The sequence below is a fragment of the Rhodanobacter sp. 7MK24 genome, assembly GCF_014842995.1.
Taxonomy (GTDB): Bacteria; Pseudomonadota; Gammaproteobacteria; order Xanthomonadales; family Rhodanobacteraceae; genus Rhodanobacter_A.
Window position 1 is genome coordinate 244,932 of record NZ_JACYXL010000001.1, and the last position, 24,970, is coordinate 269,901.

Below are 24,970 nucleotides of genomic sequence, written 5' to 3' on the forward strand. Positions count from 1 at the left end.
CCGCTGAGGGAAGTGCATGAGACTTCAAGACAATATCGATTTCACCACCCTGCAGTGGGTTCGCCCCGAGCTGGAGCAGACACTGGCCAGCGCCCGCGAGTCGCTGGAGTCCTACGTGGCCAATCCGGCCCGCGGCGACGCCATGCGATCCTGCGCCGACAGCCTGCATCAGGTGCAAGGCACGCTGCGGATGGTCGAGCTGCCTGGCCCCGCCATGGTGGCGACGGAGATGGAAGAGCTTGCCATCGCGCTGCTGCAGGACAAGGTCGCGCAACGCGAGGACGCCTACGCCGCGATGATGCGCGGCCTGATGCAGTTGCCCGACTACCTTGAACGCGTCGCCAGCGGCCATCGCGACGTGCCGGTGGTGCTGTTGCCGCTGCTGAACGACCTGCGGGCCAGCCGTGGCGAGGAGGAGCTGTCGGAGGCGGCGCTGTTCCGCCCGAACCTCGACGCCTTCCTGCCTACCCAGGCGCCCGCCGCGATGAGCGAGGCGCAGGCGCGGGAGCGTCGCGGCGAGCTGGTGGCACTGCGCCTGCAGTTCCAGCAGCACATGCTCGCGTGGTTCCGCGGCCAGTCGCAGGCGCAGCCGCTGGCCGGCATGCGCAAGACTTTGCTGGCGATCGCCGCGCGCTGCTACCACGTGCATGGGCGACGCCTGTGGTGGATCGCCGCCGGTGTGGTGGAGGGGCTGGAGCACGGCATGCTCGGCGCCTATTCCACCGAGTTGCGCCAGCTGATCGGCAAGGCCGATCGCCATATACGGCAGTTGATCGAACAGGGCGAGGACAGCCTGCGCGGCGGCGACGCCGACGACCTGTGCAACCGGCTGCTCTACATCGTGGCGCAGTCGCGCCAGCACAGCCCGAGCATGGAGCTGCTGCGCCGCACCTATTCGCTGGACAGCCTGCTGCCCGGCGCCGAGGAACTGGAGCACGCCCGCGGTTCCATGGCCGGGCACAACCGGGCCTTGCTCGACTCGGTGGCCAAGGCGCTCAAGGAGGACCTGCTGCGCGTCAAGGAAGCGCTCGACCTGTTCCAGCGCCAGCCGAACGCCGATCCGGCCTCGCTGGAGCCGCAATGCGAATTGCTGGGCCGTGTCGCCGATACCCTCGGCATGCTGGCCCTTGCCGTGCCGCGCCGGGTGGTGGACGAGCAGCGTCGCGTGCTCGAGGAAGTCACCAACAAGCTGCGCGCCGTCGACGAGGAAACCCTGCTCGACGTGGCCGGTGCGCTGCTGTACGTGGAAGCATCGCTGGACGATCACATCGAGAGCCTCGGCGCAATCGAAGAATCGAAGGACGGCGAGGCCGACGCGTCGAGCCTGCCGCGCAGCGAAGTGCAGGGCATCCTCAGCACGGTGATGCAGGAAGCGATCCGCAACACCGGAAAGGTGAAGGAAGCCATCGTCGCCTTCGTCGAGTCCGGCTGGGATCACGCCGGGCTGGCCGAAGCGCCGGCGCAGATGGCCGAGGTGGCCGGTGCCGCGCGCATGCTGTCCGCCGATCGCACGGCCGAGCTGGCCGAAGGCATCGGCCGCTTCATCCACAACGAATTGCTGGTCGACCGGCGCGTACCCAGCAGCGTGCAGATGGATCATCTGGCCGATGCGCTGGCCGCGCTGGAGTACTACCTGGAAGCCGCGCGCGAGCACCGTGGCGGCCTGGCGCACATCATCGACGTCGCCGAACACAGCCTCGGCCAGCTCGGCTACTGGCCGCTGCCGGCCGAGCGCCCGCTGCCGGGCGCCGATGCGTCGGCGATGCCGGAGGGGCATGCTCACGAAGCCCTGTCCGAGCCGGTGAGCATCTATCCGGGCAGCGATGCCAGCCACCTGTTCGTTGCGCCGGAAGCGCCACAGCCGGTGCATACCCACGACATCGATGGCCTGCGCTTCGCGCAGACCGAGCCCACCGCGCCGCCCGCACCGGCCGCTGCCGCTGGCGACGAGTGGATCGAAGTCGAGGAGGAAATCGAGGAACAGGTGCCGGTGGACGGTGCTCTGGCCGAAGGCTTCCGCTTCGACCAGCAGGCCGAAAGCATCGACGACGACATCCGCGACATCTTCCTCGAGGAAATGCAGGAAGAGATCGACAACCTGCGCAGCGCCGAGAGCGCGTGGCTGACCGATCCCGCGCAGCTCGCCGCGCTCACGCCGATCCGCCGTTCCTTCCACACGCTCAAGGGTTCCGGCCGGCTGGTCGGCGTTCCCGCGCTGGGCGAGTTTGCGTGGAAGGTGGAGGACATGCTCAACCGCGTGCTCGACCACACCATCGAGCCGCACGAGGGTGTGCGGGCCGTGGTGCACCATGCCATCGCCGCGCTGCCGCAACTGCTGGCCTCGCTGAAGGGCGAAGGCGTGCCGCATGCGCCGGTCGAGGCGATCATGCAGACCGCCGGCAAGCTCGCTGCCGGTGACGCTACCGCCCGCATAGAGGATCACGCGCCGGTCGCGATGGAAACCGTGCGTCGCATCGTGCGCCGTCGCGTGCCGCGGTTCGACGCCGCTGCCGCAGGGATTCCCGCTGCCGGCATCACCGATGCCGGCAGCATCGCCACCCCGGAACCGGTCGAGCCGCCGGCAATGGCGACGTTCGCCATCTCGCCGTTGCCCTCGGTCGACCCGGTCTTGCTGGAAATCCTGCGCAGCGAGGTCGCGCAGTACCTGCAGGCCATTCGCACCGCGATCCACCGCAGCGGCGGCGAACTGCCAGTGGGCGAAGACCTGCTGCGCGCCGTGCACACGTTGCATGGCGCCATCGCGATGGTCGACATCCCGTTGCTCATCCAGCTGCTGTCGCCGCTCGAAACCTTGCTCAAGCGTTTGCGGCACACCGCGCAGTCGTTGCCGGTGGAGGGCGTGCGCCTGCTCGACCGTACCGCCGATGTGGTCGACCAGACCATGGCGCAGTTCGACGTGGCTCTGCCGCAATTGCCCAATGTCGACCAGCTGACGCTCCAACTGATCGAGCTGCGTGACCGCTATCCGGAAGTGCAGGGGGCGCACATCATCGCCGAGCATCCGGTGGAAGCCGCACAGCCGCCGGTGGAACCCGCCGTCGACGAGGTTGCGGAAGAGGCCGCCGAGGACGACCACGAAGTGGTTGCAGCCGAGGAGCATGCATCGCCGTTGCTGGACGACGGCTCGCACGACCACTATGCCAGCGAACTGATGGCTGCCTTGGGCGCCTTCGAGCCGAATGCGCCGACTGAGGCCGAACCGGTCGACGACGAGCAGCACGCTCGCGAAATTGCGGAACAGGAAGCGGCCGAGCACGCCGCAGCCGAAGAGCGGGAGGCACAGGCGAAGGCTGAGCAGGAGCAGGCTGAGCAGGAGCAACAACGCCTCGAACAGGAGCGCGTCGAGCAGGAGCGTCTGGAACAAGAACGCATCGAGCAGGAGCGCATCGAGCAGGAAGAACGCGCCGAGCAGGCCCGGTTGGCGCAGGAGCGCGCCGCACGCGAGGCCGCCGAAGCGCAGATGCGCGCGGCGGCCGAGAAAGCGGCGGCCGAGCAGCGCGCCGCGGAAGCCGCAGCGGCGGAACAGGCTCGGCAGGAAGCGGAACGCGCGGCCGAGGCCGCTCGTCGCGCTGCCAACGAAGCCGTGCGCGCCGCGCCGGCGGTCGATGCGTCGGCCACGAACGCTGGCATGCCGATTGACGCCGATCTGCTCGAGGTCTTCGTCGAAGAAGCGCGAGAGATACTCGACCACGCCGATGGCGTACTGGCGCAGTGGCATGCCGAGCCGACGGCAGCCGGTCATCTGGGCGAACTGCAGCGCGACCTGCACACGCTCAAGGGCGGCGCGCGCATCGCCGGCATGATGTCGGTGGGCGACCTGGCCCATGCCATCGAAACGCTGCTGGAAAAGCCAGTGGCGGGCGTGGCGCAGGTGATGCCGCTGATCGCCGTGTTGGAGGCCAGCTTCGACCAATTGCACACCATGGTGCAACAGGTGGGGCAGGGGCTGGTGCCGGCTCATCCGCAGGCCGCGATCGAGCACCTGCTGGCGTTGTCTGGCGAGCAGGAGTTCGCCGACGAAGCGGCATTGGCTGCCCGGATGGCGCCTGCGGAGGCGCAGCCTGCCGAGGTGGCACATGCGGCAGCCGCTGCCGAGCCGTTGCCCGAGCTGCTGCCAACGGAGCAGGGTGCCGATGCGGCTTCGTCGCAGGAACAGATCCGAGTCCGCGCCGAACTGCTCGACAATCTGGTGAACCATGCCGGCGAGGTGGCGATCTACCGTTCGCGCCTGGAACAGCAGGTGTCCGGCTACCGCTTCAACCTGGTCGAACTGGATCAGACCGTGCAACGCTTGCGCGGCCAGTTGCGCATGCTGGAAATCGAAACCGAGGCGCAGATCATCGCGCGTTTCCAGCGCGAGCACCGCGAGGCCGGCAGCGCCACCGCCTTCGATCCGCTCGAGCTCGACCGTTTCTCGCAATTGCAGCAGTACTCGCGCTCGCTGGCCGAGTCGGTGTCCGACTTGGTGTCCATCCAGGGCGTGCTGGACGAATTGACCCGCCAGGCCGAAAACCTGCTGGTGCAGCAGTCCCGCGTCAGCACCGAGTTGCAGGAGGGCTTGCTGCGCACGCGCATGCTGCCGTTCGACACCATGGTGCCGAATCTGCGTCGCACCCTGCGCCAGGCTGCGCAGGAGGAAGGCAAGAGCGCGCAGCTCTATGTGGACGGCGCACACGGCGAAATGGATCGCAACCTGCTTGATCGCATCAAGGCGCCGTTCGAGCACATGCTGCGCAACGCCGTGGCGCATGGCTTCGAATCGCCGGAAGATCGCCGCAAGGCAGGCAAGCCGGCAGAGGGTGCGGTACGCATCCGCGTGACGCGCGAAGCCACCGAGGTGGTGGTGCGCGTCAGCGACGACGGCCGCGGCCTCGACCGCGAGGCCATTCGCAAGCGCGGCGTGGAACGCGGCCTCATCGGCGCTGATGCCCGCCTGAGCGACGACCAGGTGCTCGCCCTCATCACCCAGCCCGGATTCTCCACCGCCAGCACGGTCACCCAGTTGGCCGGCCGCGGCGTGGGCATGGACGTGGTAGCGAACGAGATCAAGCAGCTGGGCGGTTCGCTGGCGATCGAGTCGCAACAGGGCCAGGGCACCACCTTCGTATTGCGCCTGCCATTCACCCTTGCCGTGACCCAGGCCATCCTGGTGCGCATCGGCGAAAGCACCTTCGCGATCCCGATGACCTCGGTGCAGGGCGTCGCGCGCGTCGACGTCGACGAGCTGACCTCGCGCATGGCCGAACACGAGCCCGTGTTCGCACACGGCGACGAGCAGTTCGGCATCCACGACCTGGCCGAATTGCTCGGTCTGCCGCCTGGCGTGATGCCGGAAGGCGAGCAACCGCCGTTGCTGCTTGCCCGCACCGGCGACCTGCGTGCGGCGATCCGCGTCGACGCGGTGCTGGGTTCGCGCGAAATCGTGGTGAAGTCGGTCGGCCCGCAGGTGAGCTCGGTGCCGGGCGTGCTTGGCGCCACCATCATGGGCGACGGTTCGGTGCTGGTGATTCTCGACCTGGCGCCGCTGGTGCGCCATGGCGTGGTGCGCCGCGAACAGCGCCTGTCCGAGGGCCTCACCGCGGTCGAGTTGCCGAAGATCGAGGAGCAGCGCACCCGCCCGCTGGTCATGGTGGTGGACGATTCGATCACCATGCGCAAGGTCACCGGTCGAGTGCTGGAGCGCCACGAATACGAAGTGGGCACCGCGAAGGACGGTGTGGACGCGCTGGAGAAGCTGCACGAGCGCGTGCCCGACCTGATGCTGCTGGACATCGAGATGCCGCGCATGGACGGCTACGAGCTGGCCACCCATATGAAGGCGGATCCGCGCCTGCGCGACGTGCCAATCATCATGATCACCTCCCGTACCGGCGACAAGCATCGCCAGCGTGCGTTCGACATCGGCGTGGATCGTTACCTCGGCAAGCCCTACCAGGAAGCCGAACTGCTGTCGCAGATCACCGAAGTGCTGGATCAGCGCGCCGAGATGTTGGAGCGGCGCGCCGTCGAACAGCTTTCGCAGGAGCCGCACCATGGTTGAAGCACTGCCTTCGGTGGCATTGCTGTTCGACGACGCCGAGCTGGGGGGGCACCTGCGCCAGACGTTGCAGGAGCGCGGCGCGCGCATCGTGCACGAAGGTGCCGTCGCGGGGTTCGATGCCGGACTGCTGCGTCAGCTCGATCCCGACGTGCTGGTGGTGAACCTGGACGAAGAGGACGACGAGGCTTTCGACCGACTGTTCGGCATGGTCGAGGGCGACCACCCGCGCCTGGTGCTCAACGATGCCCGTGCCAGTCGCGCGCTGGACGGCTGGGATCGCGCGCGCTGGGCGCGCCACCTTGCGATGAAGGTGCTGGCCAGCGGCGACGTGGACCCACCGCGCCCGGCCGACGCACAGACTGTGGAAACGTTGCCGGCGATTGCACCGGCTGCCGAAGCGACCGAAGCGCTAGCGTTCGAGCCGACGGAGGCCGAGCAGGCCTCGGCGGAACCGGAAACGATGCATGCGTCGGAGTCGGCCGAACAGTACGGCGATGCCGCCGGGCACGAAGCAGATGATCGTGCTGCCTCGGACGACCTGGAAGCGGAACTGGCAGCACTGCTGGCCGCACCTGAGCCGGCGTTGCCATCCGAACCGTTGGCCGATGCGCCGCCTGCGTTGCCCGAAGCGGATGTGCATGCCGCTGCCGAGCAGGTCGCATTTCATGGCGAAGCCGACGAGCATGCGGAACACGGGCTTGCCGCGACGGACGATCTGGAAGCGGAGCTGGCCGCGCTGCTTGCTGGCGAGATCGAGTTGCCCCACGAAGACTTCGCACCCGCCGTGCCGCGCCATGAACTGCCGCTGCATGACGGCAGTTTCGGCGTCGCGCAGCAGGACGATGCACCGCACCAGTCATTGCCGCTACCCGAGGAGCAATCCGCCCCCTTCCCGCAGGTCGATGAGGTGTCGCCCGCATCGGCCGCCGCGTCGGATGTGACGGCAAGCGCCCCTGCAGCCCCCGACAACTGGGCGCTGGTGGATCACGATGACGTTGCCGCGGCCCCGGCACCCCCTGCGAAAGTCGACGATTTTGGCATCCAGAAGGTGAGCGCCGCCGATTACCTCGCACCGGACGTCGAGCCGGCGACGGAGGATTTCAAGCCGACGCTGACGCTGGAACTGGTATCGCTGGAAGAGGCTGTGGCCCCCACCGAATGGGAGCCGACCGAGATGCTGCTGGACGACCTCGGCGGTGCGCTCAGCCGCGTGGTGCTGCTGGGTGCCTCGGCCGACGGCCTGGATTCGGTCTGCGAATTCCTGGCCAGTCTGCCTGCCGGCGCGCGCCATGCCATCCTGCTTACCCAGCATTTCGGCGCGCAGCCGGTCGATACCGTTTTGCAGCGCTTGCTGGAGCGCTCCAGCCTGCCGGTACGGCTCGCCAGACACGGTGGCCGCGCACGCGCCGGCGAAGTATTGCTGGTGCCGGCCGCGGCCCAGGTGCAATTGCGCCGCGACGGCAGTATCGAGTTGCGCACCCGCGACGATGCACCGGAGCCCTCGATCGACGCCAGCTTCACCATGGCGGCGAGTGCCTTCGGGCGCGATGCGCTGGGTATCGTATTCGCTGGCCGTTCCACCGATGCGGTGGCCGGCGCGCAGGCGATCCACGACCGCAACGGCCAGGTATGGGTGGAGTCCGCCGATGGCGGGTATTCCGCCGACATGGTCGGCGCCATCTTCGCCGAGCGGCTGGTGAGCTATTCCGGAACGCTGCACGAACTGGCGGCGCATCTGATCGAGGTCTATCCATGAGCGTCGAGTTGCCCCGCGAAATCCGTTGCGTGCTGGTGCCGGCCGGCAGCCTTCGCCTGCTGTTGCCCAACGCCACCGTGGCCGAAGTCATTACCCGCCCTGTCCACGAGGCGGTGGCCGGCGCGCCCGAGTGGCTGGTCGGTCGCTTCGCCTGGCGCGGCTGGCGCGTGCCGTTGGTGTCCTTCTCGCGCCTCGCCGGCGCGGACGAGGGCGACGCCGAGCTCACCGTGCGCGTGGCGGTGCTGAAGGCGCTGGGCGGCGATCCCAAGATGCCCTTCATTGCCGTGCTCACGCAGGGCTTTCCGCGCCTGACCACGCTCAACTCCGAGCTCATCATTCCCACCCACGACGGCAACGAATTGCCGCCGGGCGTGCGCGCGCAGGTACTGGTGCGCGACGACGTGGCGGTAATCCCCGACCTCGAAGGCATCGAGGCGGAGTTGGTGCGCCTGTTGGCGCAGGACCAGCCGGAGGACAAACCGGAAGATCAGGAAGTGCACGACCTGTCTCGCGGGGATGACGAACCGGAAGAGCTGGACGGCGCGGCTTGATGGGGCGTCGTCGCGCCTGGTTGCCGAGCGTGCTGTTCGCGGTAGCGGCAGTGATGGAGTTCGCCGCTGCGGCGATAGGCAAACGACCGGCTTTCTACGGTGTTGGAGCAGCTTTTATTGGCGTCGCGGTGATATTCCTGTCGCAGGCGCGCAAGAAAAAATAGCCGCGCTTCCGGCTGTCAGAAATCCCCGTGCAAGGCCTGCAACGCAGCCAATGCCGCGAGGCCGGCCGTTTCGGTGCGCAGGATGCGTGGCCCCAGGCGCAGGCCGGCAAAGCCGGCATCCCTCAGCAACGCGGTGTCGCGTTCGCCCAAGCCGCCTTCCGGGCCCACCACCAGCAGGGCGCCATTGCTGCCAGGGCGCAGCTCGCGCGCGGAAGCGGTGGCTTCCGGCAGCAGCGCCAGGCGCAGGGCCGCATCGCCATCCAACGACGCCAGCCACGCAGGCAGGGTTTGCGTAGGAAGGATTTCCGGCAGATGCGCACGGCCGCATTGTTCGCAGGCACTGGCAGCCACTGCCTGCCAGTGCGCCAGCCGCTTCTCCGCGCGGGCGGCATCCAGCTTTACCTCGGAGCGTTCGGTGAGCAGCGGCACGATGCGCACCACACCCAGCTCGGTGGCCTTCTGCACGATCAGGTCCATCTTCTCGCCACGTGCCACGCCTTGCGCCAGCGTAAGCGGCAGCGGCGACTCGCGCTCCACGATCTGCCGATCCAGCACTTCGACCAGCACTTCGCGCTTGCCGACGCTGCGTATCGCGGCGGCATAGTCCGTACCGTCGCCGTTGAACAGCGTCAATGGATCGCCTGCCACGAGGCGCAGCACGCGCGCCACATGCTCGCCCGCCTGCGCCGGCAACGCGATTTCGGTGCCGACGGTCAGCGGCAGGTCGACATGGATACGGATGGTGCGCATGTCAGAGGCCACCCACGGTTTTCAGGAAGCTGTTCGCGCGCAGGCAACGGAAGAACGAAGGAGCGGGCCTCAGTCCGCGACTGGGTGACGGCGCTGGAAGGTGGGCGAATGGCTCCGGCCTTGCGGGATGCTGGGAGATCATCGGCAGGCTCCCGCTACACCACGGCCTGTTCGATGCCGGACGTGGCCGCCGCAACCAGATGGTCGATTTCCGCCTCGTTCACCACATAGGGCGGCATGAAGTAGATCACGTTGCCCAGCGGACGCAGCAGGGCTTCGTGCCGCAGGCCATGCAGGTAGACGCGCAGACCGCGGCGGTCTTCGGCGGGGAAGGGGCAGCGCGTCGCCTTGTCGGCCACCAGTTCCACCGCGGCGATCATGCCGGTCTGGCGCACCTCGGCCACGTGCGGGTGATCGCGCAACGGTTCCAGGCGGCGGCTGAGATGGGCAGCCAGCGCGCGATTGCGTTCCAGCACCGGTTCGTCGCGGAAGATCGCCAGCGTGGCCAGCGCCGCGCTGCAGGCCAGCGGGTTGCCGGTATAGCTGTGCGAATGCAGGAAGGCCTTGCCGGCGCTGTATTCGGCGTAGAACGCCTCGTACACGTGCTGCGTGGTGAGCACGGCAGACAGCGGCAGCGTACCCCCGGTGAGGCCCTTGGACAGGCACATGAAATCGGGCGAGACCCTGGCCTGCTCGCAGGCGAACATCGTGCCGGTGCGGCCGAAGCCCACGGCGATCTCGTCGGCGATGAAGTGCACCGCGAACTCATCGCAGAGCTTGCGCAGGCCCGCAAGGTAGTCCGGGTGATACATGCGCATGCCGCCTGCGCACTGCACCAGCGGTTCCACGATCACCGCGCAGGTTTCGTGCGCATGGCATTCCAGCAATGCACGCAGCTCGGCCACGCGGCGCGCGGCGACCTGTGCCGGCGGCTCGCCGGGCTTGCCTTCGTAGGCATCCGGCGAGGGGGCGAGAATGGGCGTGAGCAGCAGCGGCGCATAGGTCTTCCGGTACAGCGCCACGTCGCTCACCGACAACGCGCCCAGCGTCTCGCCGTGGTAGCTGCCGGTGAGCGCGATGAAGCGGGTCTTCTCGCCATGGCCCTGGTTGAGCCAATAGTGGAAGCTCATCTTCAGCGCCACCTCGATGGCCGCCGAGCCGTTGTCGGCGAAGAACACCTTGTCCAGCCCGGGTGGCGTGATGCGCACCAGTTCTTCGGCCAGTTCGATCGCGGGCGGATGGGTGAAGCCGGCGAAGATCACGTGTTCCAGCGTACGCGCCTGTTCCGCCAGTGCGGCGGCGATGCGCGGGTTGGCGTGGCCGAACAGATTGGTCCACCACGAACTGATGCCGTCGAGGTAGCGCCGCCCCTCGGCATCGATCAGCCACGCACCCTCGCCGCGCACGATGGGCAGCATGGGGACGCCGCCCTTGCTGGTCATGGCGTGGTCATGCATCTGGGTGCACGGATGCCAGATGTGTTTCAGGTCGCGCGCGGCGAGCGCGGTGTTGCGGTCGGCTGGATTCGTCATCGCGTTATGATCGGCGTCCATAGCTGCGCGCTCAAGTGTGCGCATGAAAATTGCGGAAAGCCTGCTTGAAACTCCTCAGGAAAATCCTTGCGGTCGTGGCCGTCCTGCTACTGGCCGTCGCGGCGCTGCTGTGGTGGCTGCCTGCGCGCTGGGCGATGCCGCTACTGCAGCCGTCGCTGCACGGCCTGCTCTTGCAACAGGTGGGCGGCACCGTGTGGGACGGCCATGCGGATCGCGTGCAGTCGTCGGACGGCAGCGAACTAGGGCACGTGCAATGGCAGTTGTCGCGCCGCGTACTGCTCGGACAGACCGAGTTGCAGCTCGATTTCACGGGGTCGCGGTTCGGCTTGCGTGGGCATATGCGGAAGCTGTCGGCGGATCAGGTGGAATGGAGCGACCTGCAAGCGCATGCGGATCTGGCGGCATTGGCCGATCCGCGCCTTCGTCTGCCCCTGGGCGAACCGCGTGGCGAACTGGTGTTGGGCGTGCAACGCGCCGTGCTGCAGGGCGGCTGGCCGCTGGAACTGCAGGCCGACTGGCAGTGGCGGCAAGCCGCGATGCATATGAAAAACGGCGATGCCCCGCTGGGCAATTTGCATGGCACGCTCACCGCGCAGGGCGGTGTCATCCATGCACAATGGCAGGACGACGGCCAGGGGCCGCTGCGCACTGCCGGTCGTTTCGAATTGAGCCTGCTGGGCTGGCGTCTCGAAGCCGCGTTGCAAGCACGGCGGCCCGACCCGGCGCTGCAACGCTGGCTCGCCGCGTTGGGCAGGCCTGATGCCGACGGCACCATCCACATAGCACGCAGTGGCGGCATGGCCGCCGCCATCACGGGAAAAACCGCACCATGAACTCCGAAACCGCCGCGCAGGCCCTCGCCGCCGCCCGCGAAGCCGCCGCCGCCGCCGCCGAGGTGATCCTGCATTACTGGAAGCGCGGCGTGGATGTGGAGATCAAGGGTGATGCCACGCCGGTGACGGCGGCCGACCGCGAGGCCGAGCAGGCGATTCGCAGGGTACTGCGCGCGGCGTTGCCGGGAGCGGCGATCTATGGAGAGGAATTCGGCCTCGACGGCACGCGCGACGGCCTGCTTTGGCTGGTCGATCCGCTGGACGGCACCAAGAGCTTCGTGCGCCGTACGCCGTTCTTCTCCACCCAGATCGCCCTGATGGATCGCGGCGAACTGGTGCTGGGCGTATCCAGCGCGCCGGTATATGGCGAGACGATGTGGGCCAGCGCGGGCAACGGCACATGGTTCGAAGGCGAGCGCGTGCATGTGGCCGACACCGCGGATTTTTCGCAGGCATCGATCTCCACCGGCAACGTGAAGACGCTCACCGGCGACGCACGCTGGGCCGCGCTGGGCGCGATGATCCGCGACAGCAACCGCATCCGGGGCTACGGCGATTTCTGCCATTACCACCTGCTGGCACGCGGCTCGCTGGATCTCGTGGTCGAATCGGATGTGAACATTCTCGACATCGCCGCGCTGGCGGTGATCGTGCGTGAGGCCGGCGGCGTATTCACCGATCTGGATGGCCACGCACCGACACTGGAAACACGCAGCGTGCTGGCCGGCACGCCGGCGATCCACGCAACGGCGTTGCAGCGGCTCTCCCTCAATCGCAACGGAGGCGCGTGACGGTGGAATCCACGATGGTTTTCCTGATGGCCCTGCTGGGTGCGAGCCCGGTGCTGTTCGCCACACTGGTCGGTGGCGTGGTGGCCCTGGTGCTGTGGCGGCGTGCGCCGCGACCGGCACTGCTGGTGCTGATCGCCTGCATCCTGCAATTTGCGGTGACGTCGTTCGGTGCCTGGCTGCAGGGCTGCTGGTTGCCTGCGTCCAGGGCAGCAGGCGAGCCGATTGTCCATTTCGCGCAACTCATGGGCATCTGGGCGATGTGCAGCAGCATTCTGCATGGTGTGGTGATCGGGCTGCTGGTATGGGCGGCGTTCGCCCAGCGCGTGCGGGGCATTCCGCCGCCCATGGTTTGAGCCACGTTACAATCGCCCGATGCCCAAACCGCCCATCATCCACGCCACGCGTGATGTCACCGACAGCCGTTTCCTGCGGCTCGAGCAGGTCGATCTGGAGTTTTCCAACGGCGAGCGCCGCACCTTTGAGCGCATGAAGCCGGGCGGCCTTGGCGCGGTGATCATCGTGCCGATGCTGGATGCGGACACCGTACTGCTGGTGCGCGAGTACGGTGTTGGCCTCGAGCGTTACGAACTGAGCCTGCCCAAGGGGCGGCTCGATCCAGGCGAAACGGTGGAAGAGGGCGCCAACCGCGAACTGAAGGAAGAGGTGGGCTACGGTGCGCGCCGACTGACGTCGCTGCACGCACTCTCGCTGTCGCCTTCCTACATGACCCACATGGCGCACGCGGTGCTGGCGCAGGATCTTTATCCCGAACGCCTCGAAGGCGACGAACCGGAACCCCTGGAAGTGGTGCCGTGGAAGCTCGCCGACCTGCACACCCTGGTGGCGCGCGACGACGTCACCGAAGGCCGTTCCATTGCCGCGCTGTTCATGGCGCGCGAATACCTTGCCGGAAGGATGCAGCTGAAGTGAGCGTGCCGTTTGATCATCCCCTGTTGCTCGACATCGCCACGCTGGCGCGTCGTGCTGGCGAAGCCATCCTCGAAATCTATCGGCAGGACTTCGACGTCGAGCTGAAGGACGACCGCTCCCCGCTCACCGCCGCCGATCTTGCCGCGCAGAAGGTGATCGCCGAGGGACTGGCCCGTATCGAGCCCGCGTTGCCGCTGGTTTCCGAGGAAGCCAGCCAGGCTCCGTGGGAGCAGCGCCGCACCTGGACGTTGCACTGGCTGGTCGATCCGCTGGACGGCACGCGCGAATTCGTGAAGCGCAACGGCGAGTTCACCGTCAACATCGCCCTGATCGACAGCCACGAACCCGTGCTCGGCGTGGTGCTGGCACCGGTCACGGGTGATCTGTACGCCGCGGCGCGTGGCGTCGGCGCATGGTGGCAGGCCGAGGCAGGCGGCGATTGGGAGCGCATCAGCACACGCGAGCTGGCGCAGCCAGCCATCGCTGCCGGCAGCCGCTCGCATGGCGGATCGCAGGAGGACACCCTGCGCCACCTGCTCGGCGAGGATTACACGCTGCAGCCGCTGGGCTCCTCGCTGAAGTTCTGCCTGCTCGCGCGTGGTGGTGCGGACGTCTATCTGCGTCGCGGACCGACCAGCGAATGGGACACCGCCGCCGCGCAATGCGTGCTGGAAGAAGCCGGTGGTGCCGTGCTCGACCTGCACGGCAGGCCGCTGCGTTACGACCGCGGCGAATCGGTGCTCAATCCCGAGTTCATCGCGGTGGGCGACGCCGGTCTTGACTGGACGGCCAAGCTGCGCGACGCCGGCCTGCCATGAACGACACCCCGCGGCGCGGCATCGACGAGCTGCTGGCGATCATGGCGCGCCTGCGCGACCCCGAACGCGGCTGCCCGTGGGACGTGCAGCAGGACTTCGCCAGCATCGCGCCTTACACCATCGAAGAGGCCTACGAGGTGGCCGACGCCATCGACCGTGGCGACCTCGACGACCTGCGCGAAGAGCTGGGCGACCTCCTGCTGCAGATCGTGTTTCACGCACAGATGGCGGCCGAGCAGGGGCATTTCGATTTCGACGACGTAGCGCAGGCGATCAGCACCAAGATGGTCCGCCGCCACCCGCATGTATTCGGCGAAGCACGCTACGCGGACCTCGCCGCGCAGAAGCAGGCCTGGGAAGAACTCAAGGCCGCCGAACGCGCCGCCAGGGGTGACGTGCATGACGCCAGCACGCTGGCCGGTGTCTCGCATGGCCTGCCCGAATGGAAGCGTGCGACCAAGCTGCAGCAGCGCGCCGCCACGGTGGGCTTCGACTGGCCCGACCATCGCCCGGTGCTGGACAAGCTGGCCGAGGAAATCGACGAAGTGCGGGCCGAGTTCGATGCGGGCGCCGACCCGGTGCGGCTGGAAGACGAGATCGGCGACGTGCTGTTCGTGGTGGCCAATCTCGCCCGCCATGCGGGCGTGGATTTTTCGCGCGCGCTGCGCCATGCCAACGCCAAGTTCGAGCGCCGTTTCCGCCGCATGGAACAACTGGCCGCCGCGGCTGGCGGCACGCTGGCCGGGCACGACCTCGCCGCACAGGAAGCGCTGTGGCGGCGGGCCAAGCGCGAAGAAGGTTGACGTCGGCCTCGCGTAGGATCGCGCCCTGTGCGCGAACGCCCTTGGCCCTGATCGAAACCCTGGGGCAATCGCGCACAGGGTGCGCTCCTGCTGAAAGCGGCTTGCAACCTTTTGCCGTCGGGCTGCATCAGATCAGGCGATACCCAACCAGGAGTTCCGCCATGCGTCGCACCGCATTTGCCCTGTTGCTGCTTGCTCCGCTCGCCGTTTACGCCGCCGACGATTGCAAATACCAGGCGCCGCGCAATCTGCAGGTCGACCTCGCCGGCGTGCGTGGCGTGCAGATCGACGTCAACAGCTACGACCTGCACGTGAACGGCGCCCCGGGTGCGAAGCAACTGGTGGTGAACGGTCGCGCCTGCGCCTCCGACCAGTCGTTGCTGGACAAGCTGCAGATCACCCAGCGCCGAGAAGGCGACCAGCTCATCATCGAGCTGGGCGGGGAGAACACCTTCTCGTTCCATCTCTTCGGCAATTACTCCACGAATCTCGAAGCCAACGTGCAACTGCCGCCGGACCTGCCGGTGACGGTGCGTGTGGGCTCGGGCGACGCCAGCGTGAACGGCGTGCAGCAGTTGCACAGTTCGGTGGGTTCGGGCGACCTGCACGTGTCCGGCATTTCCGGCGCGTTCGACACCAGCGTGGGCTCGGGCGACGTGGACGCCAGTGACGTCGGCAGTCTGGAGGCGGGTTCGGTGGGTTCGGGCGACCTGAAGGTCAGCGGCATCCGCGGTGACGCAAGGGTCGGCAGCATCGGTTCCGGCGACGTCACCCTGCGCAACGTGGGTGGCAGCGTACATGCCGACACGCTGGGTTCGGGCGACCTCGGGGTGCACGACGTGGGCGGCGATCTCAGCCTGGGCGCCAAGGGCAGTGGCGACGTCAGCCAGAGCGGCGTGAAGGGAAAGGTCAACGTGCCGCAGGATGACGATTGATCTCTCTGCGCCTTCCTTTTTTCGCAAGGGATTTATTCTTTGCGCCTGGCAAATGACAGAGCGGTTTCGGCCGGCTGGCGGTTGCCGAGCCACATCTCTTTTGCGTGCCCATAAGGGCATCCTGCGGCAGCGCTCTCCATCCACCCCTGGACGGAAAGCGCGTGAGGCGTGGCCGTGTTCTTCCGCCGGGCATCGTGCCAGGTAGAAAAGGCGAGTCCATTCATGGACTCGCCCGCTGCACGGCCTGATCGCCCATGCCTCACCGCCGCATGAGGGCACAGAAAAAGCAGGGCGCTCCTGGTGCGCAGAAGCAACAACCAGAGCCGAGCCCAGAAAAGCAGAGTGAGGCGCCCCACGGCTCTAGCCGTCATTCCGGCGCAGGCCGGAATCCGGGAGCGATCACGCCTGTTCGAGCATCACGGTCACTGGATGACCAGCTTCGCTGTTATGAAGCTCCTCCGGCCTGCGCCGGGATGGCAAGCCAGAAGCAGGGTGACTGCTGCAAGATACTCCCCTCAATACCCAGATACGGTGCGATGTTGCCGCGCTGTCTATCGAGTAAGTTCGCCATTCGCCACCGCTCCTGCGGTAGCTTGGGTCGGCAGAGAGAAGGAGCTAGGGCACCGGCAGGCGACCGAAACCGCTTTGTCGCTCGCGATAAGCGATCCGGACGGTGCTGGGGAAAGATGCCCATTACCCCATCCACCGCCAGACCACATACGCCAGCGGCGCCGACATCGCCAAAAACGGCACCGACACACGATGAAACAGCCGTAGCCCTTGCGGCTGCTTCGCCAACCGCAAGGCGATCAGGTTGGCGAGCGATCCGATCGCCAGCCCGGCGCCGCCCACGTTCACCGCCACCGCCAGCGCGATGGCATCGTGCGCGTGGCCCAGCAACAACACAGTAGCCGGCACGTTGCTGATGACCTGGGAAATGGCGATGCCGCTGATGAAAAGCGTCAGCGGACGATCGGGCGCAAGCCGGTCAAGGCCGTGCTGTATCAGTGGCAGGGCAGCGAAATGCCCGAGGCCCAGGAAAATCGCCGCGAACGTGGCCAGCAGCAGCCAGTCGATGCGCCCAAGCACTTGCCGCGCCACCAGCGCGTAGGCCGCAACGAGCGTCACCGCGCCCGTCAGAGCCAGGCCATTCTCCATCGCCAGCACCATCAACCCCAGGGCAAGCAGCGAGCCGGTAGCCAGTCTGGCGCCTACGGGATGGCCATCCACCAGCGCAGGTTGCAAGGTCATACGGCCTTTGGGCAGCCATGCCAGAGCAAGCACCGCCACCAGCGCAAACAGCACGGTTGCCACGGGCAGCATCGCCAGCGCGAAATGCAGGAACGGCAGTTGCGAGTGCTGCCACAGCAGCAGATTCTGCGGGTTGCCGATGGGGCTGAGGGTGCTGCCCGCATTCACCGCCAGCGCTTCCAGCACCGCCATGCGCGCCACCGGCAGGTTGGACAGGGTGCCTATCGTCAAGGTCAGCGGCACGATCAGGAACAGGCTCACGTCGTTGGTCAGCACCGTGGCGAGCAGCGCGGTGGTCGTCACCAGCAGCAGGCCCAGTGCACGCAGGCTGTGTACGCGTGCCACCAGTGCGCCCGCGGCATGCTGCACCAGACCGCTGTCACGTATGCCCTGGATCGCGAGCATCAGGCCCAGCAGGCCGCCCAGCGTCGGAACCTGCAGCCAGCGGCGATAGCTCGCCCACGGATGCGGATCGAGCAGCGCCAGCACGAGTGCGAGTGCGCCGAACAGCAACAACAGCCATTCCGATTTCAGCTTGACCCGCCAGCGGCCTATGGCATCGGCAAGCGTCACTCGCGACCCGACTTGTCGTTCTTGCGGCCGCCGGCACCCATCGCGACGCCGATGGCTACGCCCAGGCCGATGCCCAGCGCCAGGTTGTGCATGGCCACGCCGATGCCGCCGCCGATGGCAGTGCCAATGGCGATGCCCGCAAGGAACTTGCGTTGGCGTTCGGGATCGGGTTTGCCGCAGGGATCGTGGTCAGCCATGGAGGGTCCTCGTGAAGTGGGCGGGTGGATCTTCCGCAGTTACGGTGTGAAGGAAGCGCGCATCACCACCCGCTCAAGCCCTCCAGTTCGTACAGCTTCGTCCAACTGGGCCTTGCGCGCACCAGGTCGGCAAGTTGTTTCAGTGCAGGCCACTCGGTGGCGGGGCGGGGCATGTTGCGCGACCAGCGCATCAGCATGGTGAGCAGCAGGTCGGCACCGGAGAACGTTGCCCCGAGCAGGTAGGGGCCGTCCTTCGCGAGCTGCGCGTCGAGCAGATGCCACACCGCCTCGATTTTCTTCTGCAGGGCAGCGCGAACGTCCGGGGTGTGCTCCGCCATGCCTAGGTCGGCCGGGTAGAACCAGAAGCGGTAGGCGGACATCAGCGTATTGCTGAGATAGACCACCCACTGCAGCCACGCCTCGCGCTCCGGCGTGCCCGATGGCGGAATCAGCTTTGCTTCAGGGTGTCGCTCGGCCAGCATAGTCAGCAGCGCCGCCGATTCGTTGCGGGGCCGGCCATCGATCACCAGCGTGGGCACGATGCCCCGCGGGTTGAGCCTGAGGTATTCGTCGCTGTGCTGCGCGTCACGCTCGAAATCGACCAGCCGCAATTCGTAGGGCGCGTCGATTTCCAGCAAGGCCAGATGCACCACCATGCTGGCGGTGCCGGGTGAGTAGTAGAGCGTATACATGGGTTCCCCGCGTCGTGGTGCGAACGCGCCGATGGTGACGGTTGTCCAGAGCCTGTTCAATGTCTCCGCATGATCCGCGTTGCCTCGCATTGGCAGTCAGGTGGTGGCGCGTGGCGCAGCGCCTGCCTGGCGGGTCCAGCCGCGCGCTGCCGCATGGCGGCCAATGCAAGGCAACCCTCCCGGTCGGGTCTGTTTGCGCGCACTCCTGCGTCATCACTCAGGCGTGGACCGGCGTCCACTCCTTCGTTCTTCCTCGGCCTGCGCGCAAACAGCGGACCATGCGGAGACATTGGACAGGCGCTTATCCTTCCCGCAACAGACGCATCGGCGAGGTGCGCACCACCTTGCGCGTGCCCGCCAACCCCAGCAGCATCACCACGAAGGCGCAGCCCAGCGCGCCCAGCATCAATGGCGCGAGCGGCGGCACGAAGTTGTCGATGTGGAACACCGCATGGCCCAGCCACAGGCCCGCGCCCGCGCTGCCCAGAACGGCGGTGAGCCCAGCGATCAGGCCGAGCAGGGCGAATTCGCAGGCAGCTGCCACGCGCAACTGCGCACGACGCGCGCCCAGCGTGCGCAGCAGCGCGGCTTCGTGGCGCCGTTCGGCGGCGCTGGCAGCCAACGAAGCGGCCAGCACCAGCGCACCGGCCAGCAGGCTGAAAGCCAGGATCCAACGCACCGCATCGCCCACCCGGTCGACGATCTGGCGGATGCGCGCCAGCAGGTCATCCACGTCCACCAGGCTGAGGTTGGAGTAGTCGCGCGACAGTTGCGCCATGGCCTGCGCGTGACCTTGCGGCAAGTGGAAGCTGGCCAGCCATGTATGCGGCAACGCCTCCGCGTGTGCAGGGTCGAGCAGCAGGAAGAAGTTGACGCGGAACGAACTCCAGTCCACCTGGCGGAAGCTGGTGACTTTTGCATCGATATGGCCTTCGCCCACGTCGAAGCTCATCGTGTCGCCAAGTTTCAGCGCAAACATGTCGCGCCACATGCGGTCCGCCGAGACTTCGGCTTGCGCCGGCCGCGCTCCGAACCACTGTCCGGAGACCACGAGGTTGGCGGGCGGCAGCGCATCGGCCCACGACAGGCGCAACTGGCGGTCGGCCGATTCCTTCGCACGCGGGTCGGAAAAATGCAGGTCGTCCACCGGCCTGCCGTTGATCGCGGTGAGCTTGCCCACCGCCAGCGGCATCATGTTGAGCTGGTCGGCACCGATGCGCGCGAGTGCGTGGGTGAAGTTGTTGCGCTGCTCGTCCTGCAGGTTCAACGCGAACCAGTTCGGCGTGTCGACGGGCAGTTCGCGACGCCAGCCGTCGAGCAGGGCAGGTGCCACCACCGACAACAGCAGCAGGGCGGTGAGGCCGAGTGCGAGCGCGGTAGCCTGCACCACGCTGAGCCCGCGACGACGTGCCAGCGCGGCAAGGCCAAGCCGCAGGGCGGGATGCGCGCCCGGTGCCACGTGCCGCGCCAGCCACAGCAGCAGGCTCGCCAGCAATGCCGCCACCAACGCCACGCCGGCAAGGCTGGCAGCAAGGATGGCGGCGAGCTTCAGCGAGCCGCTCTGGCTCCAGATCAAGGCCAGCGCCACCAGCGCGGGCAGCAGGTACAAGGCGTCGAAGCGTCGCACGCGGCGCGCGAGGCTTTGGCGGAACACGGCGACCGGTGCCACCTCGGCCAGCCGCAGCAGCGGCGGCAATGCGAAGCCGGCCAGCACGGCGAGGCCCATCATGCCGGCACCCAGCACGGGCAACAGCGGCAGCTCGGTGGGAATTCCACCGAACAGCACGCTGGCGAAGTGCCATGCCAGTTGTGCTGCACCCAGGGTGAGCAAGGCGCCGATCAGCGCCGTGGGCAAGGCCAGCGCGGCGAGCGTGAGCAGCAGCAGGCCGAGCACGCGCCTGTGTGGTGTGCCCAGCGCGCGCAGCAGGGCCACTTCGGGAGTCTTGCGCCGCGCGTAGCGCTGCGAGGAGAGCGCAATCGCCACGCCGGCAAGCAGCGCGGCGAGCAGGGAGGTAAGGTGCAGGAAGGCACCTGCGCGGTCGAATGCCGTCCGCATGCGTTCCTGGGTCTGTTCCGGTGTAACCAGTTCCGCGCCCTGCGGCAGGGTTTGCCGTTCTGCCCATGTGCGCCAGCGCTGCACGGCATGCGGTGCGCCGGCCAGCAGCAGGCGATGGTGTGCGCGGCTGCCGATGCCGAGCAGTCCGGACTGTTCTGCGTCGGCCAGGCTCATCAGCGCGCGCGGCGCCAGGGCTACCAGCGCGCCTCCATCGGGCTGCTGTACCAGTTCCGCCGCGATGCGCAGCTCCTTGCCGCCGAGCTGCAATGTATCGCCCGGTTGCAGCGACAGCGCCACCAGGGCGCGATGGTCGAGATATACCGTGCCCACTGCAGGGCCGTGGCCATTGCGCTCGTGTCCAGCAGCAGCCAGCACCAGCTTGCCGCGCAGCGGATAGGCGTCGTCGGTGGCTTCCACGTCGAGCAACTGGCTGTGGCCATGGGCGAAAGCCACGCTGGGGAAGCCGGCGGCGTGGGCGATGGCGAGACCGTCGCGGCGCGCTTCGGCGACGAAGGCCGGCGGCACGGTCTGTGGCGCCGAGATGCCGATGTCGCCGCCGATCAGCTCCGCCGCGCTGGCGAGGATGCCGCGTTCCACCCGTGCGGCCAGGGTGGCCACCACGCCCATCGCCAGCACCGCCAGCAGCAGGGAGCCGGCCAGGGTGCGCAGTTCGGGCAGCCGCCATTCGCGACGCAGGTTGCGCAAGGCGAGGCGCAGCAGGTTCATGCTCTTGCTTCCGCGACCACGCGACCTTCCTGCAGCTCGATGCGCCGCCCGCAGCGCGCGGCGAGTTGCACGTCGTGGGTGACCAGCACGAGCGTGGTGCGGTGGTCGCGATTGAGCGCAAAGAGCAGGTCGGTGACGTGATGCCCGGTGCGCTGGTCGAGGTTGCCGGTGGGTTCGTCGGCGAACAGCAGGCGCGGGCCGTGGACGAAGGCGCGGGCAATCGCCACACGCTGCTGCTCGCCGCCCGAGAGTTGCGCCGGATAGTGGCGGCGCCGGGCGGCGAGGCCGACGGCCTCCAGTGCCGCGCGTGCCTTGGCACGTGCCTGGGTGTCGCCTTCCAGTTCCAGCGGCAACATCACGTTTTCCTCCGCGCTGAGCGCAGGCAGCAAGTGGAAGGACTGGAACACGAAACCCACCAGGCGACGGCGCAGGTCGGCGCGGGCTTCCTCGTCCATGCTTTCCAGTGCGTGGTCTGCCAGGCGGATGCTGCCCGTGCTTGGCGTGTCCAGTCCGGCGAGCAGACCGAGCAGGGTGGTCTTGCCCGAGCCCGAGGCGCCCACGATGGCGAAGCTTTCGCCTTCCGCCACCTGCAGGCCGACGCCGTCGAGTATGTCCAGCCGCCCCTCGGGGCCGTGCACCGACTTGCTAACATCGCGCACGTCGAGAACCAACCGGGGCGTATTGCTCATGCGTCGTTTCCTGTGTCTGCTGCTGTTGCTGTTTGTTGGTGCCGCCGCCGTGCAAGCCGCCCCTGCACGTAGCGTGCTGGTGCTGGGCGATTCGCTCTCCGCCGCGCACAACATTGCGACGGAGCAGGGCTGGGTGCATCTGCTGGAAGTCCGTCTGGGCAAGATGGTGCCGCCATGGGCTCTGGTCAATGCCAGCATCAGTGGCGAGACCTCGCTGTCCGGGCGCAATCGCCTGCCGGCACTGCTTGCAACGTATCGCCCCGCCGTGGTGGTGATCGAACTTGGCGCGAACGATGGCTTGCAGGGTCTGCCGCTGGCGCAATTGCGCGATAACCTCGTCGCCATGGTCAGTGCCGCGCAGGCAACGCATGCCCGGGTGCTGCTGCTGGGCATCGAGCTGCCGGTGAACTACGGCCCGCAATACCGCGATGACCTGCGTGCGATCTATGCCGATCTGGCGAAGCAGAAGCACGTGGGGCTGTTGCCGTTCCTGCTCGATGGCGTGGCTTTGCAACCGGCGCTCATGCAGGACGACGGCCTCCATCCCACCGCCGCCGGCGAGCCGAGGGTGCTGGCCAACGTTTGGGCGGTGCTGCAGCCATTGCTGAACGGTTGATCGAAGTTTTCACGCAATCATCACCAGATGCCCGCTTAGCTCTTCACATTTGTGAAGCCAAGAGGAGGAAGCGACATGAATGGACACACTGAGCAAACCGGCCTGATCCTGCTGGTGGAAGACAGCCGCCAGATTGCCGAGTCCGTGGGGGCTGCCCTTGAGCACAGCGGCTACTCCGTGGACTACGCGGCCGATGGCCCCAGTGGCCTGCATCTGGCGGTGGCCAGCAGTTACGACGCCATCGTGCTCGACCTCAACCTGCCTGGCATGGACGGCCTCGAAGTCTGCCGCAAGCTGCGCCGCGAGGCGAAGAAAGCCACGCCCGTGCTGATGCTGACCGCGCGCGGCACGCTGGAAGACAAACTTGCCGGGCTGGAGTCCGGCGCCGACGATTACCTCGTCAAGCCCTTCGAGGTGCGCGAACTGGATGCGCGGCTGCATGCGCTGATCCGCCGTGATCGCCGGCAGGTGTCCTCCGAGGTGTTGCGCGTGGGCGACATGACGCTGGATACCGCCACGTTGCGGCTGACGCGCGCCGGCGAGGAACTCTCCGCGTCACCGATCGGGCTGAAGCTTCTGGCGATCCTGATGCGCGAATCGCCGCGCGTGGTGAGCCGGCGCGACATCGAGCGTGAAATCTGGGGCGACATGCTGCCCGACTCCGACACCCTGCGCTCCCACCTCTACAACCTGCGCCGCGTCATCGACAAACCCTTCGAGCGGCCGTTGCTGCACACCATCCATTCCGCCGGCTACCGACTTGCGGATCTCGACGCGGAAGTGGCATCGGTGCGCACGGCATGACGCGCGCCGCGGGATCGTTCCGCGGCGCATCCTGACTGACGGTTACTTCTGCAACGACGGGCTGATCGCGAACGCGCAGCCCGTCTTCGCCTTCACCTCGTCCAGCGTCACGCCGTCCTGCAGCTCGATCAGGGTGAGGCCCTTGCCTTTTTCCACCTCGAACACGGCGAGGTCGGTGATGACGAGATCCACGCATTCCTTGCCGGTGACGGGCAGGTCGCACTGGTCCTTGATCTTGGGCGAGCCGTCCTTCGCGCAGTGCTCCATCAGCACCACCACGCGGCGCACGCCGCTGACCAGGTCCATCGCGCCGCCGGGGCCCTTCACCATCTTGCCTGGCACCATCCAGTTGGCGAGGTCGCCGGTGACCGACACTTCCATGCCGCCCAGGATGGCCAGGTCGATGTGGCCGCCGCGGATCATCGCGAACGATTCGGCGCTGGAGAAGAAGCTGGAGCCGGCCAGGGTGGTGACGGTCTGCTTGCCCGCGTTGATCAGGTCGGGGTCGATCTGCGCCTCGGTGGGGAAGGGGCCGATGCCGAGCAGGCCGTTCTCCGACTGCAGCACTACGTCCATGCCTTCGGGGATGTAGTTGGCCACCAGCGTAGGGATGCCGATGCCGAGGTTCACGTAGAAGCCGTCGCGCAGCTCCTTCGCGGCGCGCTGCGCCAGCGCGGTGCGCATCGGGCTTTCCTTGCCGGTGTTGGCGCCGGCGATGGTGCGGAACTCGATGCGCTTCTCATACGACGGTCCCTGGACGATGCGGTCGACGTAGATGCCCGGCACGTGGATGTTGTTCGGGTCCAGCGTGCCGACATCCACCAGTTCCTCCACCTCGGCCACGCAGACCTTGCCGCAGGTGGCGATCATCGGGTTGAAGTTGCGCGCCGTCTCGCGGAACACGAGGTTGCCGAGGCGGTCGCCCTTCCACGCCTTGACGATGGAGACGTCGGCGCGAATGGCTTCCTCCAGCACGTATTCCTTGCCGTCGAACACCTTGGTCTCCTTGCCTTCGGCCAGCTGGGTGCCGAACGCGGTGCGCGTGTAGAAGCCGGGGATGCCCGCGCCGCCGGCGCGCAGCTTCTCGGCCAGGGTGCCCTGCGGCACCAGGTGCAGCTCCAGTTCGCCGGCCAGCACCTGGCGCTCGAATTCCTTGTTCTCGCCCACATAGGAGGCGTACACCCGTTTCACCTGCCGCGTCTTGAGCAGCGGGCCCATGCCGAAGTCGTCCACGCCGGCATTGTTGCCGACGATGGTGAGGCCCTTGGTGCCGGCCGCGAGCAGAGCGGCGATCAGGTTCTCCGGGATACCGCACAGGCCGAAGCCACCGGCCGCGATCGTCATGTTGTCGAACAGCAGGCCGTCGAGCGCCTGGGCCGCCGTTGCGTGAACCTTGTCCATTGCCGTGCCTTCGTGCAGGG

At 67.4% G+C, this 24,970-nt stretch carries 21 protein-coding genes; 13 read left to right on the plus strand and 8 right to left on the minus strand.

The window, feature by feature from the left end:
- Nucleotides 1–16 precede the first annotated feature (16 nt).
- The 4 genes from IHE49_RS01090 to IHE49_RS01105 are packed head-to-tail and all read left to right on the plus strand — an operon-like array spanning nucleotide 17 to nucleotide 8,532.
- Nucleotides 17–6,061, plus strand: coding sequence for an Hpt domain-containing protein (locus tag IHE49_RS01090; protein ID WP_192154124.1), 6,045 nt, complete (start codon nucleotides 17–19; stop codon nucleotides 6,059–6,061).
- On the plus strand, nucleotides 6,054–7,817 hold the full coding sequence (locus IHE49_RS01095) for a chemotaxis protein CheB (RefSeq protein ID WP_192154126.1): 1,764 nt from the start codon (nucleotides 6,054–6,056) through the stop codon (nucleotides 7,815–7,817). Before IHE49_RS01090 ends, IHE49_RS01095 begins: the two co-directional genes overlap by 8 nt.
- The gene (locus tag IHE49_RS01100) at nucleotides 7,814–8,368 is read left to right on the plus strand and encodes a chemotaxis protein CheW (RefSeq protein ID WP_192154128.1); all 555 of its coding nucleotides are present in this window, start codon (nucleotides 7,814–7,816) and stop codon (nucleotides 8,366–8,368) included. The genes IHE49_RS01095 and IHE49_RS01100 overlap by 4 nt, the downstream gene beginning before the upstream one ends.
- The gene (locus tag IHE49_RS01105) at nucleotides 8,368–8,532 is read left to right on the plus strand and encodes a hypothetical protein (RefSeq protein ID WP_192154130.1); all 165 of its coding nucleotides are present in this window, start codon (nucleotides 8,368–8,370) and stop codon (nucleotides 8,530–8,532) included. The genes IHE49_RS01100 and IHE49_RS01105 overlap by 1 nt, the downstream gene beginning before the upstream one ends.
- A 15-nt stretch (nucleotides 8,533–8,547) precedes the next feature.
- Here the strand turns inward: IHE49_RS01105 and IHE49_RS01110 are convergent, their stop codons facing one another.
- Nucleotides 8,548–9,282 carry a 16S rRNA (uracil(1498)-N(3))-methyltransferase gene (locus IHE49_RS01110; protein ID WP_192154132.1) on the minus strand — a complete coding sequence of 245 codons (735 nt, stop codon included), beginning with the start codon at nucleotides 9,280–9,282 and terminating at the stop codon, nucleotides 8,548–8,550.
- Nucleotides 9,283–9,437: 155 nt separating this feature from the next.
- On the minus strand, nucleotides 9,438–10,814 hold the full coding sequence (locus IHE49_RS01115) for an adenosylmethionine--8-amino-7-oxononanoate transaminase (RefSeq protein WP_192154134.1): 1,377 nt from the start codon (nucleotides 10,812–10,814) through the stop codon (nucleotides 9,438–9,440).
- 95 nt (nucleotides 10,815–10,909) lie between these two features.
- Between IHE49_RS01115 and IHE49_RS01120 the strand changes: the two genes are divergently transcribed.
- From IHE49_RS01120 to IHE49_RS01150, 7 genes are all read left to right on the plus strand, one after another.
- On the plus strand, nucleotides 10,910–11,668 hold the full coding sequence (locus IHE49_RS01120) for a type II secretion system protein N (RefSeq protein ID WP_343227517.1): 759 nt from the start codon (nucleotides 10,910–10,912) through the stop codon (nucleotides 11,666–11,668).
- Entirely contained in the window at nucleotides 11,665–12,459 is a 795-nt protein-coding gene (locus tag IHE49_RS01125) for an inositol monophosphatase family protein (RefSeq protein WP_192154142.1), read from the plus strand. Before IHE49_RS01120 ends, IHE49_RS01125 begins: the two co-directional genes overlap by 4 nt.
- Nucleotides 12,456–12,812, plus strand: coding sequence for a hypothetical protein (locus tag IHE49_RS01130; protein WP_192154144.1), 357 nt, complete (start codon nucleotides 12,456–12,458; stop codon nucleotides 12,810–12,812). Before IHE49_RS01125 ends, IHE49_RS01130 begins: the two co-directional genes overlap by 4 nt.
- A gap of 19 nt (nucleotides 12,813–12,831) precedes the next feature.
- On the plus strand, nucleotides 12,832–13,389 hold the full coding sequence (gene nudE / locus IHE49_RS01135) for an ADP compounds hydrolase NudE (RefSeq protein ID WP_192154146.1): 558 nt from the start codon (nucleotides 12,832–12,834) through the stop codon (nucleotides 13,387–13,389).
- Nucleotides 13,386–14,207, plus strand: a complete 822-nt coding sequence (gene cysQ, locus IHE49_RS01140) for a 3'(2'),5'-bisphosphate nucleotidase CysQ (protein ID WP_192154148.1) — start codon at nucleotides 13,386–13,388, stop codon at nucleotides 14,205–14,207. The genes nudE and cysQ overlap by 4 nt, the downstream gene beginning before the upstream one ends.
- A complete protein-coding gene (mazG, locus tag IHE49_RS01145) occupies nucleotides 14,204–15,010 on the plus strand; it encodes a nucleoside triphosphate pyrophosphohydrolase (protein ID WP_192154150.1) in 807 nt (268 codons plus the stop codon). Before cysQ ends, mazG begins: the two co-directional genes overlap by 4 nt.
- A 161-nt stretch (nucleotides 15,011–15,171) precedes the next feature.
- Nucleotides 15,172–15,945 (plus strand): DUF4097 family beta strand repeat-containing protein, encoded by a 774-nt coding sequence (locus tag IHE49_RS01150; RefSeq protein ID WP_192154152.1) that lies wholly within the window; start codon nucleotides 15,172–15,174, stop codon nucleotides 15,943–15,945.
- A gap of 693 nt (nucleotides 15,946–16,638) precedes the next feature.
- Here IHE49_RS01150 and IHE49_RS01155 read toward each other — a convergent pair.
- The 5 genes from IHE49_RS01155 to IHE49_RS01175 all read right to left on the minus strand — a co-directional run bounded on the left by IHE49_RS01155 (nucleotide 16,639) and on the right by IHE49_RS01175 (nucleotide 22,129).
- A complete protein-coding gene (locus IHE49_RS01155; protein WP_343227518.1) occupies nucleotides 16,639–17,769 on the minus strand; it encodes an SLC13 family permease in 1,131 nt (376 codons plus the stop codon).
- Nucleotides 17,766–17,966, minus strand: coding sequence for a hypothetical protein (locus IHE49_RS01160; protein ID WP_192154154.1), 201 nt, complete (start codon nucleotides 17,964–17,966; stop codon nucleotides 17,766–17,768). The genes IHE49_RS01155 and IHE49_RS01160 overlap by 4 nt, the downstream gene beginning before the upstream one ends.
- Nucleotides 17,967–18,028: 62 nt before the next feature.
- Complete coding sequence (locus IHE49_RS01165; protein WP_192154156.1) at nucleotides 18,029–18,658, minus strand: glutathione S-transferase family protein; 630 nt, start codon at nucleotides 18,656–18,658, stop codon at nucleotides 18,029–18,031.
- A 301-nt stretch (nucleotides 18,659–18,959) separates the two neighbouring features.
- Nucleotides 18,960–21,440 (minus strand): FtsX-like permease family protein, encoded by a 2,481-nt coding sequence (locus IHE49_RS01170; RefSeq protein WP_192154158.1) that lies wholly within the window; start codon nucleotides 21,438–21,440, stop codon nucleotides 18,960–18,962.
- On the minus strand, nucleotides 21,437–22,129 hold the full coding sequence (locus IHE49_RS01175) for an ATP-binding cassette domain-containing protein (protein ID WP_192154160.1): 693 nt from the start codon (nucleotides 22,127–22,129) through the stop codon (nucleotides 21,437–21,439). The genes IHE49_RS01170 and IHE49_RS01175 overlap by 4 nt, the downstream gene beginning before the upstream one ends.
- Here IHE49_RS01175 and IHE49_RS01180 point away from each other — a divergent pair.
- The gene (locus tag IHE49_RS01180; RefSeq protein ID WP_192154162.1) at nucleotides 22,128–22,745 is read left to right on the plus strand and encodes an arylesterase; all 618 of its coding nucleotides are present in this window, start codon (nucleotides 22,128–22,130) and stop codon (nucleotides 22,743–22,745) included. The genes IHE49_RS01175 and IHE49_RS01180 overlap by 2 nt on opposite strands.
- Nucleotides 22,746–22,820: 75 nt before the next feature.
- Complete coding sequence (locus tag IHE49_RS01185; RefSeq protein ID WP_192154164.1) at nucleotides 22,821–23,549, plus strand: response regulator transcription factor; 729 nt, start codon at nucleotides 22,821–22,823, stop codon at nucleotides 23,547–23,549.
- 42 nt (nucleotides 23,550–23,591) lie between these two features.
- On the opposite strand, the gene IHE49_RS18625 is transcribed toward IHE49_RS01185, so the two are convergent.
- Nucleotides 23,592–24,950 (minus strand): 3-oxoacid CoA-transferase, encoded by a 1,359-nt coding sequence (locus IHE49_RS18625; RefSeq protein ID WP_192154165.1) that lies wholly within the window; start codon nucleotides 24,948–24,950, stop codon nucleotides 23,592–23,594.
- Nucleotides 24,951–24,970 lie beyond the last annotated feature (20 nt).

Bases quoted from the DNA above. Each gene is read 5' to 3' on its own strand.
- IHE49_RS01100 (WP_192154128.1), top strand. From the start codon at position 7,814: ATGAGCGTCGAGTTGCCCCGCGAAATCCGTTGCGTGCTGGTGCCGGCC.
- IHE49_RS01170 (WP_192154158.1), bottom strand. From the start codon at position 21,440: ATGAACCTGCTGCGCCTCGCCTTGCGCAACCTGCGTCGCGAATGGCGG.
- IHE49_RS01090 (WP_192154124.1), top strand. From the start codon at position 17: ATGAGACTTCAAGACAATATCGATTTCACCACCCTGCAGTGGGTTCGC.
- IHE49_RS01175 (WP_192154160.1), bottom strand. From the start codon at position 22,129: ATGAGCAATACGCCCCGGTTGGTTCTCGACGTGCGCGATGTTAGCAAG.
- IHE49_RS01165 (WP_192154156.1), bottom strand. From the start codon at position 18,658: ATGTATACGCTCTACTACTCACCCGGCACCGCCAGCATGGTGGTGCAT.
- IHE49_RS01095 (WP_192154126.1), top strand. From the start codon at position 6,054: ATGGTTGAAGCACTGCCTTCGGTGGCATTGCTGTTCGACGACGCCGAG.
- IHE49_RS01110 (WP_192154132.1), bottom strand. From the start codon at position 9,282: ATGCGCACCATCCGTATCCATGTCGACCTGCCGCTGACCGTCGGCACC.
- IHE49_RS01115 (WP_192154134.1), bottom strand. From the start codon at position 10,814: ATGACGAATCCAGCCGACCGCAACACCGCGCTCGCCGCGCGCGACCTG.
- nudE (WP_192154146.1), top strand. From the start codon at position 12,832: ATGCCCAAACCGCCCATCATCCACGCCACGCGTGATGTCACCGACAGC.
- IHE49_RS01185 (WP_192154164.1), top strand. From the start codon at position 22,821: ATGAATGGACACACTGAGCAAACCGGCCTGATCCTGCTGGTGGAAGAC.
- IHE49_RS01150 (WP_192154152.1), top strand. From the start codon at position 15,172: ATGCGTCGCACCGCATTTGCCCTGTTGCTGCTTGCTCCGCTCGCCGTT.
- mazG (WP_192154150.1), top strand. From the start codon at position 14,204: ATGAACGACACCCCGCGGCGCGGCATCGACGAGCTGCTGGCGATCATG.
- IHE49_RS01105 (WP_192154130.1), top strand. From the start codon at position 8,368: ATGGGGCGTCGTCGCGCCTGGTTGCCGAGCGTGCTGTTCGCGGTAGCG.
- IHE49_RS01160 (WP_192154154.1), bottom strand. From the start codon at position 17,966: ATGGCTGACCACGATCCCTGCGGCAAACCCGATCCCGAACGCCAACGC.
- IHE49_RS01180 (WP_192154162.1), top strand. From the start codon at position 22,128: ATGCGTCGTTTCCTGTGTCTGCTGCTGTTGCTGTTTGTTGGTGCCGCC.
- IHE49_RS18625 (WP_192154165.1), bottom strand. From the start codon at position 24,950: ATGGACAAGGTTCACGCAACGGCGGCCCAGGCGCTCGACGGCCTGCTG.
- IHE49_RS01125 (WP_192154142.1), top strand. From the start codon at position 11,665: ATGAACTCCGAAACCGCCGCGCAGGCCCTCGCCGCCGCCCGCGAAGCC.